The 12,927-nt window shown below is 45.9% G+C and carries 7 protein-coding genes; all 7 read left to right on the top strand.

What is annotated here, in order from left to right:
• Positions 1–486 precede the first annotated feature (486 nt).
• The 7 genes from GL182_RS07170 to GL182_RS07140 all read left to right on the top strand — a co-directional run bounded on the left by GL182_RS07170 (position 487) and on the right by GL182_RS07140 (position 12,880).
• Positions 487–1,494: an amidohydrolase family protein gene (locus GL182_RS07170; RefSeq protein WP_163378955.1), complete on the top strand. Its 1,008-nt coding sequence runs from the start codon at positions 487–489 to the stop codon at positions 1,492–1,494.
• An 831-nt stretch (positions 1,495–2,325) separates the two neighbouring features.
• Complete coding sequence (locus GL182_RS07165; RefSeq protein ID WP_163378954.1) at positions 2,326–2,958, top strand: RNA polymerase sigma factor; 633 nt, start codon at positions 2,326–2,328, stop codon at positions 2,956–2,958.
• Between the two features lie 40 nt (positions 2,959–2,998).
• The gene (locus GL182_RS07160) at positions 2,999–4,030 is read left to right on the top strand and encodes a FecR family protein (RefSeq protein ID WP_163378953.1); all 1,032 of its coding nucleotides are present in this window, start codon (positions 2,999–3,001) and stop codon (positions 4,028–4,030) included.
• Between the two features lie 147 nt (positions 4,031–4,177).
• Entirely contained in the window at positions 4,178–7,492 is a 3,315-nt protein-coding gene (locus GL182_RS07155; protein ID WP_240469716.1) for a SusC/RagA family TonB-linked outer membrane protein, read from the top strand.
• A gap of 18 nt (positions 7,493–7,510) precedes the next feature.
• Positions 7,511–9,220, top strand: a complete 1,710-nt coding sequence (locus tag GL182_RS07150; RefSeq protein ID WP_163378952.1) for a RagB/SusD family nutrient uptake outer membrane protein — start codon at positions 7,511–7,513, stop codon at positions 9,218–9,220.
• 103 nt (positions 9,221–9,323) lie between these two features.
• Positions 9,324–10,958 carry a sulfatase gene (locus tag GL182_RS07145; protein WP_163378951.1) on the top strand — a complete coding sequence of 545 codons (1,635 nt, stop codon included), beginning with the start codon at positions 9,324–9,326 and terminating at the stop codon, positions 10,956–10,958.
• Entirely contained in the window at positions 10,955–12,880 is a 1,926-nt protein-coding gene (locus GL182_RS07140; protein ID WP_163378950.1) for a sulfatase, read from the top strand. The genes GL182_RS07145 and GL182_RS07140 overlap by 4 nt, the downstream gene beginning before the upstream one ends.
• The last annotated feature ends 47 nt before the right edge of the window (positions 12,881–12,927 follow it).

Here is a 12,927-nt window from a genome sequence, read left to right as displayed (position 1 = left end):
GTCTGAGCGTCTTGATCGCATCCGTAAAGGCATTTTTCACCCAACTGGTCCGCTTTCTATGTGCGAAAATCACTTCGTTTGTTCTATTGGAGCCAAAAAATCCGATTCCGTGAATGAATCGGATTGGGATTACACCCGGCATCCCTGGTCGACTACCTAACCCGGAACACAAGAGAGTGGCCGGAACTGATTGAAGGTAAGGTCTTTAAAAAAAAGCAGCGCAGCATCCGAAACGTTTCCAACAAAAAGCACCTGTCAAATTATCTTTGACGTAAACGGGAATTGAAATTGGGACAGCGTCCGGTTTAGGGGCGGAATAATGGATGAATCCCGATAAACCCGTTGAAACAGTACGTGTGTATCTACTCAAGCCAAATGCTTTGCTAAGAAAAAATTAATACCGGTTCATTCTTCTATTTATTTGGCTTTTAAACAAGACTGTAGTAACTTTTACTCATGTAATCCCAAACCCATATAGCCTTGAGAATGAAACCTTTTGCCACCACTAACGACTCATTAGCCGTTTATTTCGGCGGGCAACGAAGCCCGTCAAAACGAAGCAACCCGATCAATGGCATCAGCCGCCGTGACTGTTTGGGTATCTTAGGCGGATCACTTGCGGGCCTTGCGCTGACCTCGATGTCGGGATTGGATAAGACCCGGAATAATCCATCGGTCGTCGATACCCATCTACACTGTTTTGCTGGCGCTGACAGTCAGGAATTCCCGTATCATCCCAATGGACCTTACCGACCCGTTTCCGCTGCCACCCCGGAACATCTGCTGAGCTGTATGGAAGGCGCAGGGGTATCGTACGCGATTGTCGTCCATCCGGAACCCTACCAGGACGACCATCGCTACCTGGACCATTGCCTGGAAGTTGGTGGGGGTCGACTGAAGGGTACCTGCCTGTTTTTTGCTGACCGGCCGAAATCGCTGGCTGCCATGCCATCATTTTTAAAGGATCGCGAAGGGAAAATTATTGCCTCCCGGGTTCATGCTTACGCTCCAGATCGGTTGCCCCCGTTTGGGAAACCGGAACTCCGTAAATGGTGGCGTAGTGTAGCCGATGCCGGGGTTGCTGTGCAACTGCATTTCGAACCCCGCTATGCTCCAGGCTTCGAGCCTTACATTCGGGAATTCGCTGACACCACTGTGATCATCGACCATCTTGGGCGTCCGTTTCAGGGATCACCGGAGGAGCATGCCAGGGTAATACGCTGGGCTGACTTTCCCAACACGGTGATGAAGCTTTCGTCGATTCCTACAGAAGAGCGCTATCCGCATCAGGATATACGGCCGATCATCCGCCAATTGACCAGCGCCTGGGGCGCCAAGCGGATGATTTATGGCGGAGGGTTTAATGGAGATGCAACACCAGATTCCTACCACGGCTACCGTCAAGACCTGCTGGGGTATCTTTCGCACCTCTCGGCACAGGAGCAGGCAGCAATACTCGGCGGTAATGCGGCACAACTTTTCCACTTGAGCTAAACAATTACTGTGGAATTGGTAATGCTTTGTCTTACCCCCTCAATAACTGCACGTAGTTAGTGATCTATTGAAATCTATGCCGATCGGCTGGATGGTGACTACGTATTAATTGGAAAAGCAGACAAACAGGAAGTGAAGCACCAGGCATTCCCATAGGCCCGTTTGAGCTTCGGGTACCATTGATCAGTACAGGTTTGAATGGGCGGACTACTTTCAGGGCTTGATGATGGGTGTTTTGGATTTGCTGATCTACAGCCTTATCGACGGAAAATACCATTCTTTGCGCTTGCTGACCTCTCACGATATGGCGGAGTCAATCGGTTTAAACTGGATTTGGAGGAGTTTTTTGGGGATATCGAGTAGTGTTTTAACCTTTCCCTCTTCCACCCGGTAGAAATGTATTCGTTTGCGGGCTAAAAGAATTCAGGCAAGCAGTTAATTTACAGTAAACCTGTTTTGCTTTTATTTCGTGCCATTTTATGTATTATTTGTATATACCTTATCAAAACGAAGCCTGAAATCGTCCTGAAAAAGATAAGGTCCCTATGCCATTTCAATTCCTGAAAATTTCCCGAATATCCGGCCATCCTGGCTTTTATATTTTTGACCAAAGCCATAGGGGGGAACACAAAAAGGCGAGTTGATTTCAATTTAATCTCCCCCGTATCAAAATCTATGCGTCCAACTTCGATAGCAATCGGTAGGAAATTCTATTAATTGTTAAAATAACCTTTATAATTCTCAAATTTTTTTTAAATTTTTACAATATTATGGGGTCATTTTAAATGGAAGGGTACTCCTTACCATAGCAAGCCGAATTTATTAAACCCAATGAAACCCCAAAAGAAGGAAAATTTATCCCCAACCAACCTGGTTTTGTCTTTGAAGCAAAATGATTCTCTGCTGCAATTTGAGAACAAAACAGATGAAGAGGTATGGTCCGCTTTTGACAAGGGAAATGAATTGGCTTTTAATTATATCTACAGAATTCATGTAAAAAGCATGTTCCGGTACGGCTCCCAGATCACCTGTGATACCGGTTTGATCCAGGATTGTGTGCAAAATATTTTTATTCAGTTACGAGACAAAAGGGGCAGCTTGAGTACCGTTCAAAATATAAAGGGGTATTTGTTCAAATCCCTGCAGCGGGAAATTATCCGAAAACTGAAAAAGGATTCAAAATTAGGAAAGGATGGTTTGGATCAAAACGATAACTACTTCCCGATAACCTTATCCCATGAGTCGGTATTGATACATCGGGAAAGGGATGAGGAATGCAGGCAAAAAATCAAAAAGGCCTTAACTGAGCTTACAACCAGGCAAAGGCAGGCCATTTTATTACTGTATGAAGAGGGGTTGAGTTACAGGGAAATTGCTGATACCATGGAGTTCAGCGAAGTAAAATCGGCAAGAAAAATCATTTACCGCGGTTTGGCGACCTTAAAAGACATTTTGCAAAAATAATAACGAATCAAGCCGATTGTTTAGACTGGTTAAATTAAAAATGAAGTATAAGGACTACGATATCATTGATTTTCTTTTAGAAGAATTTTTTATCCAATGGGTGAAAAATCCGGATAAAAACACCCGGCATTTTTGGGAAAAGTGGCTGCAACAACATCCTGAAAAGAGAGATATGGTTTTAGAAGCAGCATCCATCATAAGATCTGTTAAATATGCCAATTCTCCTGAACTTTCAGATGAAATGTATGTGGAAAGCTTTGAGAACATTATCAAAGCTGGACATCCAATACCTGAGAGGAAACTCAAAAATAAATCCTGGTTTTCGTTCTATCCCCTTAAAAATATTGCAGCCATCCTGATTTTTGGGTTTTGTGGCTGGATGGTCCATTCCCATATGATTGTGGGAGTGCAACCGGAAGTTCCCGTCGAAAAGGAAGAAATCACTGTGAGGAGAACGGTCCCTCTGGGAAAAAGATCTATCATTACTCTGGCAGACAGCAGCAGGGTATTCCTCAATTCCGGCAGTGAAATGGAGTATCCGAAATCATTTAATCAGGGAGATCGCTGGGTCAGATTGAAAGGGGAAGCTTTTTTTGAAGTCAAAAAGAATGGGTCTTCCTTCAGTGTTTTTGCCAAAAATACCGAAATTAAAGTCCTAGGTACCTCTTTCAATGTAAAAGAGGCGGACAAAGACCTGTCCGTAGCCTTGGTAAGCGGCAAAGTGCAGGTAAATGACCAGAAGGGCAATCAGGTTCGGTTAAACCCTGCAGAAATGCTGGCCATCAAAGAAGATGGGAAATTTTCCAAAACAAGCTTTGATTCATTGGAAGTGACCGGATGGAAAGACAGAATTTTGGTTTTCAGGTCAGCTTCATTTCGGGAGGTGAAGCGAAAAATTGAAAATTGGTACGGCGTAGAAGTAAGCTCAAATGGGAAAGTGTCCAGGGAATGGAAGTATTCCGGTATTTACAAAGAGGAAACCCTTGAAAATGTATTAAGGGGGATATTTATCACTTCTGGCATGCAATACCATATAGAAAACAGAAAAGTAACATTGTACAACCCAAAATAACAAAAACATGAAAAAATTGGATACTGGATAAAACAAGGGCAGGACCCTTTCTGGGGAGAGAGGTGTCCTGCCTGAACTTGCCTTCATATGTTTTCAGGAAATAAAGGCAAGCGTTCAAGTTATCAATCACTTAAACTATTCAATATTATGAAAAAAAATATACGGAGACAACTTATTATGCTGTCCAGGCGAATGTTACATGGTTTCTTGATTCAGTTGCTTTTTTGTACGGTGCTGCTGGCCAATACAGGAAATGCGCAACGAAAAAATATTGAGCAGGTAAAGGTATCCATTCATCTGGAAGATGCCCCTTTAACCAGCTTCTTTGCTGCCATTGAATCCAAAACGGATTTTAAATTTACCTACAACCATGATATGCTGGATCTGGAAAAGCGTATCAATATTGATGAACGCAGGATTTCCCTGTATAAGCTTCTCAGTGCTATTGGAGGGCAGGCTTCGCTAAGTTTCACCCAGGTAAATGAAAATATTCATGTCGGAATACTTGAGAAAGGAAATACTTCAGTTACCATTGATTTTGGAGATCTTGCGGTTGATATTTCCGGAAAGGTAACCGATGAAAACGGAGAGCCTTTACCAGGAGCTTCGATAACAGTGCTTGGTACCAGCACGGGTACCGTTACGGATATAGATGGTAACTACTCCTTTACCGTTCCGGATGAAGCAACCTTGGTGTTTTCATACATTGGATATGAATCAAAAACTGTGGCAGTCGGCTCCCAAACCACCATTAACATCAGTCTGTCTGAGGATGCTTCATCCCTGGAGGAAGTGGTGGTGATCGGGTATGGTACCCAAAAGAAAAGAGATGTAACCGGTTCTGTAGTAAGAGCAGATATTGAAGCATTCCGGGAATCCCCCAATGTCAATATTGCCCAATCGCTCCAGGGTTCAGTTCCCGGCCTAAATGTGGGACAAGTCAACAGGGCAGGGCAGAATCCATCCATTTCCGTCAGGGGAAGAACTACCCTGAGTGGAAACCAGGACGTGTTGATCGTGGTGGATGGCATTATTTTTACCGGAAGCCTAAGTGACCTGAATCCCAATGACATTGAGTCGATCGATGTGCTGAAAGATGCCAGCAGCATGGCCATATTTGGGGCACAGGCGGCCAACGGGGTGATCATGATCACTACCAAAAGTGGCAAAGTAGAACAAAAACCCATTTTTAATTATACAGGAACCTACACCAGCCAAACCCCCACCAACAGACCGGAATTAATGGACAGGGAGGGCTTTCTTCAAAAAGTCCGGGATCAGGACTGGCAACAGTCCTACCTTCCGCCAGATTATACCCAACCTAACCCCGATTACAATGTGGCGGCCCTATTTGAACCCGCTGTATTTGAGGGATTTCAAAACGGGACAGATTTTGACTGGTGGGATGCCGCAACCCAGAGAGGCTTTATAAACAATCATAATTTGAGTGTCAGGGGAGCCACCGAAGCTACCTCCTATTTCCTTTCCGGTGGTTATACCAAGCAGGAAGGCTTTATCATGAACGATCAGTTCGAACGGATCACCGCAAGAATTAACCTGGATCACCAAATTTTAGAAGGTTTTCGTTTTGGGGTACAGACATTTGGTTCCTTTGCAGATAATTCCGGCGAAATCCCGGCAATGGGAAATATCACCTCTTTTCCTCCCCTGGTTGTTCCCTTTGATGAAGAGGGTAATGTCATCCTCAATCCAGATGGTGCCATACGCGCAAATCCCTTCCTGAGTCCCTTATCCAATGATTTTGACAAAAGGAATAACCTATTTGCAAATGTTTACGCAGATATTGAAATACCCTATATAGAAGGATTGAACTTCCGTGTAAATTTCGGAAATAATTATACCTGGAGGAGACATTATAGGAGCAATGAATATGGTGCCGGAGCAGCCGGTTTAGCCTTTAAGCGTAACTACCATGCCTATGACTGGACTTTGGATAATATATTAACTTACCGAAGAACCTTCAACAACGATCACACCATCAACCTGACCATGGTGGCTGGACGAAGGGAGCTTAAAAATGAAAGTACTCAGGCAAATGGTACCAACTACGCTAATTTAGGCCTGGGATACAATGACCTCAGCCTGGGACAGCTGCAGTTGATCCAGTCCAGCGCCTGGGATGAAAGTTACCTGTACCAAACCGGTCGGATCAATTATGATTTCAGTGAAAAGTACCTGATCACAGCCACCGTGCGGAGGGATGGTTTTTCCGGGTTTTCTGAAAACAACAAATTCGGGATATTCCCCTCTTTGGGTGTGGGTTGGGTGCTCAGTGAAGAAGGTTTTATGGACCAATCCGTATTCAGCTACCTGAAGTTCAGGGGCTCCTACGGAACCAACGGTAACCTCACCAGTAGGTACGCTTCTCTGGCAAGGGTCTCTTTGTATCCGGCATATGTTTTTGGTGAAGGGGGATCCACCATTTTTGGCCAGCGCGTTACCACCCTTTCCAATGCAGATTTGTCCTGGGAGACCACTACAGGATATAATTTTGGGTTTGACTTTTCTTTGTTCGATAGCCGCCTAACTGGTACCTTGGATTATTATCAAAATACCACCAATGATTTGCTCTACAGCATCAATATCCCAGAAATAACGGGCTTTAACAATATCTCTACGAACGTTGGTGAGATCGCTAATCGGGGTGTGGAATTCGTTTTGAAAGGTGATGTAATGAATTCAGGCGTATTTAACTGGAATTCCAATTTTAATATTTCCTCCAATAGAAACCGAATCGTTTCTTTATTAGGCCTGGATGCTGACGGGGATGGGGTAGAAGACGATTTGATCGGCAGTGGCTTGTTTATTGGAGAATCCATCAATTCCATTTATGACTATGAATCAGCTGGAATCATTCAATTGGGTGAAGAACCCCCTCCGGGATTTTTTGTAGGAACCCATGAGATAATAGATCAAAATAACGATGGAGTAGTGGATGCCAATGACCGGGTGATCATTGGCAGAAACGAACCGGCCTTTAGATTCGGATTGATGAATGAATTCAGCTATAAAAATTTCACCTTCCGCTTTTTTATTAATTCCATTCAAGGAGGCAAGAATGGTTATTTGGGGGCAAATAATCCAAGTTTACAGCAATCTGATAATGCACGAAGGTCTAACCTATTTGTGGAAGCTGATTACTGGACCCCGTCCAATCCTGATGCCAAGTACAGGGCACAGGATCAGGTGGCGGGTATCGATTACCGGTTTTACGATAGTCGAAGTTTCGTAAGGCTTCAGGACGTTACCCTGGCATACAGGTTTAATCAAAACCTTATTCAGCAGTTTGGAATCCAGGGGCTGAAACTATTTGTAAGTGGGAAAAACCTGGCTACCTGGACAGATTGGGTAGGCTGGGATCCTGAAACAGGAAGCGGCTTGGATCCCTCTGGCTTGCCTGTGATGAAGGGCTTTTCAGCAGGGTTGGATGTCAGTTTTTAATCATTAAAATAAAGAATCATGAAAGTATTCAATTATATCATACTCTATGCGATCATTCTGGTAATTGGGATTTCAAGTTGTGATGAATCTGCCATTTTGGAAGAAGTCCCATTGGATTTTGCCAGCCCTGAAAATTCTTACATTACCTTTTCGGATTTCAATGCTGCTGTATATGCGCTTTATGACCAATCCAGGGTGATTTTATCCGATGGAGAGCACCGGCCTTTGGATTATATCTATGGAACAGACCTGGGGTATAATGCAGCCAACCAACTCAATGTGCGATTCGGTTCTTATTTGGCCACTTTATTGCCTACCAGCGGAATGGTGGAATTCCATTGGCGACAATACTACCGGGTGATATCAGGTGCCAACATCATCTTAAACCGAATGGAAAATTCAGTCATGACCGATCAGGAAAAAACACTGATTGAGGCACAGGCGAAATTGTTCAGGGGCTTTGCCTACCGGAATCTGGCCCACCTTTTTGGTGGAGTGCCCCTCGAGCTGGAAGAAGTAAGTACTCCCAAAACAGATTATGTCAGGGCAAGCCGCGAGGAAGTTTACCTGCAGGCCGCCGAAGATTTGGAATTTGCAGCCGCTAACTTGCCTGGGATCACCGCAGTAAGGGATGGAGAGGTCAATAACCTGGCAGCTTACCATATTTTAGCAGAGGTTTATGTGTCTTTGGAAAGGTGGACCGATGCGATTACAGCAGCCAGTATGGTCATTGATGATCCCAATACGGCATTGATGACCGAACGATTTGGCTCCCTTGCCAGTGAGCCTGGAGATGTGTACTGGGACCTTTTCAGGAGATACAACCAAAACAGAGGCGTAGGAAATACCGAAGGAATTTGGGTGTGGCAATACGAAGTGGACATTCCTGGAGGAGCCATTTCTTCCTCTTCAAAAATAGGCCCCCAACTGGAAAGAGACCATGCCCCCAGACCCTGGAGTTTTATTGTCAGAGATCCCTCAGGAGTTGCCCCTTTCCTGTCCCAGGGCGTATCGGATTATACCGGAGGCCGGGGAATTGGCAGGTTCAGGGGGACAAACCATTTCAATTATGGGATATGGCATTACGACTGGGACGACATGCGGAATTCGGAGCATAATTTTATCCGGGATGTGGCCTTTAACAACCCGGAATCCGAATGGTACGGTCAAAACATATCCGATCACATGCCCTTGTTCAGGCGATCTTTGGATGATACCATCAGGCATTTCTATCCTTACCAATCCAAAGTCACCACGCCTGGACAACATCCGCCAGAGCTCTATGTAGATGCCACCTTAAAACTGCTGAACTCTTCTACAGCTGGAACCACCTACAGTGACCAATACCATATACGCCTGGCCGAAACCTATCTGCTTAGAGCTGAAGCCTTCATAGGCAACAATCAACCCTCAGAGGCAGCCAGCGACATCAATGTGGTCAGGGACAGAGCCAATGCCAGACCGGTAAGTCCCGGAGAGGTGGACATCGATTTTATTTTGGATGAACGCATGCGTGAACTCGGAGTGGAAGAAAAAAGGCGCCTTACCCTTAGCCGGCTGGGCCTACTCTACGAACGAACAAGCCGGTACTGCGAAGGCAGGCCCGATGTGACCAATTTCGGCGTGGACGTACAGCCGTATCACAACCTGTTCCCAATCCCATTTTCTGAGATCGAAAGGAATACCGGTGCCCAACTGGCGCAAAATCCCGGCTATGCAGCCGAGTAATGGGTGACATCCTTCTATTTTGACAGCTATAGGGAAAAACAAAATGTTTGATTATATTAAAACCAATTAACAATCCACAAATTTAAAACCAAGCATCTAATCCATGAAAAATGTGCTCAAAATAATTGCCCTATTTGCTGCTCCATTGATTTTTGCCTGTTCGTCCACAGAGGAAGAAAGGGAGATACGCTCCCCCAATATCCTATTTGTGATCAGCGATGACCAGTCCTTTGCCCATACCAGCTTTGCGGGCAGTAAATTTGTCCAGACTCCTGCCTTTGACAGGGTAGCAAGGGAAGGGGTTTATTTTACCAATTGTATCGCCGGTTCACCCGGATGTGCCCCTTCACGGAGCAGCATCATTACCGGCCGCCACCATTGGCAAAACGAGCAATCCGGACAGCATGCAGCCCCCTGGCTAAAGAAGCATGTGCCTTTTGTGGATTTGCTGGATAAAAATGGCTATATCACGGGTCGAACCGGAAAGGGAGTCTCCCCTTTCCGGTATGCCCGGGATGAAAATGACTCCCTATGGAGGGAAACCGATGCTGCCGGAATTGCTCATAGCAATATCCGCTATGAACCAGGAACCGAAGGAGATGCCCGACCTGCCAATCAGATAAATACCCTGAATTATTTTGAAAACTTTAAGTATTTCATGGAAAATGTAAGGGAAGCCGATGATCCTTTTTTCTTTTGGTACGGTGCCACGGAACCCCACCGTGCCTTTGAGCAGGATTCCTGGAAACGCACCGATAAAAAACTTTCCGATGTGGAAGTTCCCGGCTTTCTGCCCGACCACCCCATTGTAAGGGGCGATCTTTTGGACTATGCCGTCGAAATCGAATGGTTTGACCAGCACCTGCAATACATGTTGGAATACCTGGAAGAAACAGGCGAATTGGAAAATACCATCATCATCGTCACTTCCGATAACGGTATGGCTTTCCCGAGAGCGAAGGCCAATGGCTACGATTATGGTATCCATGTCCCCTTTGCTGTCAGGTATCCACAGGCATTTCCAGGCGGGCGAGTGGTGAATGATCCCATTAATTTTATCGATTTAGCCCCTACCATTCTGGATCTGACCGAAACCAGTGATGAAGGCATGTTGCCCATCACCGGAAAAAGTCTCCGGCATTTATTGGAGTCCGAGGAGCATGGTGACATAGATCCCTCCAGGAAATATGCTTTTTCAGGTCGTGAACGTCATTCTGCATCTCGTTACCAAAATTGGGGCTACCCACAACGGGTCATCCGCAGCCAGGACCACTTGCTGATATGGAATATGAAACCCGATCGCTGGCCGGCAGGAGCTCCCCAACGTATTGATCCGGAAAACGAAAACGAGTTGCTGCCCCTTTATGGGATTGACGAAGAGGGCGAGCACCATTCCGATTGGGCCTTTACCGATGTGGATGCGGCTCCTACCAAATCCTATCTGGTAGAAAACCGGGATGAGGAGGATGTGCGGCCGTTTTTTGAAGCAGCCTTCGAAAAAAATCCGGAAGTGCAACTTTATAATATCCAATCAGATCCCGGTTGCATGAATAACCTGGCCGACGATCCGGAATATGCTGAAATCAAAGAGGAATTGAGGCAGGCCCTCCTGGCCGAGTTACGGGAAACAGAAGATCCCCGGGTAGTAGGCCCCGATCCGGAAGTGTTTGATTCTTACCTGCGCTACAGTCCCATGCGGGAATTTCCAAAACCCATCGAAGGAAGTACGTTAAAATGATTGGTTTAGATCGTTTTGGAAGGGTATCGCTGGTCCTGCTTATTCTTTTGCTCAGCAAGGGAGTCCTGGCCCGGCAAATGACCCCAGACCGACCCAACGTACTCTGGATCACCTGTGAGGACATCAGCCCTTACTTGGGAAGCTATGGCTTTGCACAGGCACATACACCAAACCTGGATAGACTGGCCAAAAGGTCTATCCAATATAGTCATGCCTTTGCCAATGCCCCTGTTTGTGCGGTAGCCCGGGCCACCATCCTGTCGGGAATGTATGCTTCTACCACCGGCACGCACCAAATGCGCACTAGGGTGCAGTTGCCGGAACAGATTCCAGCCTACCCTAAAATTTTAAGGGAGGCAGGCTATTATTGTACCAACAACAGCAAGAAAGATTACAATTCCAATTTCATCAATGACCCCGATCTTTGGGACGAATCCAGTAACGATGCGCATTATAAAAACAGGGAAGAGGCGCAGCCATTTTTTGCTGTTTTCAATCTTACGGTTACCCACGAAAGTCAGCTTAACGAGGAAAGGATCCAATCCTATGTAGAAAATGGAATGATCCCGGAAAAGCCCCGGATTGATCCGGCGGATATCGAATTGCCCCCTTACCACCCCGATCTACCCGAAATCAGGGAAGATTGGGCGAGGTTTCACGACCTGATCACTTTGATGGATGCTCAGGTAGGGGAATTGTTGGAGGAACTGGAAGCGGCAGGCCTTGCAGAAAATACGGTTGTTTTTTTCTATTCGGATCATGGCGGGCAATTGTCCCGCTCCAAGCGGTACATTTACAATGTAGGCACCCAGGTGCCCATGATGGTACACCTTCCTGAAAAATGGGAACACTTGTCGCCGCTGCCTTCCGGAAGTGTGGATGAATCCCTGGTAAGTTTTGTGGATTTGGCACCAACCCTGCTTTCCATTACCGGTTGTGACATTCCTACCATCATGCAAGGAAGGTCCTTTCTGGGGAAGGAATCCACTGAATCCCCTGATTTTGTCCATTTTTTCAGGGATAGAATGGCCGAACGCTATGATTTCTCCAGGGCAGTGACCGACGGAAAGGACTATTATATCCGAAACTTTATGCCCCATAGACCCAGGGGCAGGGATTCCCGGTATGGCTACCAGGTGCAAGCCAATTGGCGGGCCTATGAAGCGGCTTATGAAGCAGGGAATACCAATGAAGTTCAGTCCCAATTTTATGAACCCAAACCCCATGAACAATTCTTTGATACAGAGGCAGACCCCTGGCAGGTAGATAACCTTGTCGAACAGCCGGCATCCAAAGCCAGGGTGAAAAGCCTGTCTAAAGAACTAGATCGCTGGATGGTGGAGACCAGGGATGTGGGACTGATTCCGGAGCCCATGTTTCATGAACTGGTAGGAACAGGTAAGAAACATGCCACCCTTTATGAATATGCGCAAAGTAAGGATTATCAGATCCGGAAAATACTGAAAGCAGCGAAGGCTGCTACGGCTGATAAAGCTGGACATTTACTGAAGTATTTGAAAAGGAATGACCCCATCATCCGTTATTGGGGAGCTTATGGGGTTTTTCTTCATCCGGATCAAAGCGACAGGATTCAGAATAGTTTAAGGGCCATGATCCGGGAGGATGAATCTGCAGCCAATAGAATCATGGCTGCCCAGGCGCTTGGAGTGTGTGGAGACCCTGAGGCAGCCTTTGAAGCCATCATGAAGGAAGCAAACGCTACCGATAACGGCTACGTTTTACTCCAGGCCCTCAATGCTTTTCAATACAGTTATACTGATGATCGCCTTAAACTGGAAGACTGGCAGCATTTTAAAGAAAAGGAATTTGCCGAAGGTGATCCCGGCGCCGAATTGGGCTATCCCCAGCGCATCATCGATGATGCGATCGCACTTTTTCCAAAACGGAGAAAGGTGTATTGAAAGGAAATGATAGGGGCTGAATAGAACTATTTTACACCTAATGAAAT

This window comes from Cyclobacterium sp. SYSU L10401 (assembly GCF_010993705.1).
GTDB lineage: Bacteria > Bacteroidota > Bacteroidia > Cytophagales > Cyclobacteriaceae > Cyclobacterium.
The sequence above is the reverse complement of the archived record's forward strand: the minus strand, read 5'-3'. Positions and strand labels throughout refer to the sequence as shown.

Excerpts from the sequence above, each read along its gene's own strand:
- GL182_RS07155 (WP_240469716.1), top strand. The coding sequence starts at position 4,178 with ATGAAAAAAAATATACGGAGACAACTTATTATGCTGTCCAGGCGAATG.
- GL182_RS07165 (WP_163378954.1), top strand. The coding sequence starts at position 2,326 with ATGAAACCCCAAAAGAAGGAAAATTTATCCCCAACCAACCTGGTTTTG.
- GL182_RS07140 (WP_163378950.1), top strand. The coding sequence starts at position 10,955 with ATGATTGGTTTAGATCGTTTTGGAAGGGTATCGCTGGTCCTGCTTATT.
- GL182_RS07145 (WP_163378951.1), top strand. The coding sequence starts at position 9,324 with ATGAAAAATGTGCTCAAAATAATTGCCCTATTTGCTGCTCCATTGATT.
- GL182_RS07160 (WP_163378953.1), top strand. The coding sequence starts at position 2,999 with ATGAAGTATAAGGACTACGATATCATTGATTTTCTTTTAGAAGAATTT.
- GL182_RS07170 (WP_163378955.1), top strand. The coding sequence starts at position 487 with ATGAAACCTTTTGCCACCACTAACGACTCATTAGCCGTTTATTTCGGC.
- GL182_RS07150 (WP_163378952.1), top strand. The coding sequence starts at position 7,511 with ATGAAAGTATTCAATTATATCATACTCTATGCGATCATTCTGGTAATT.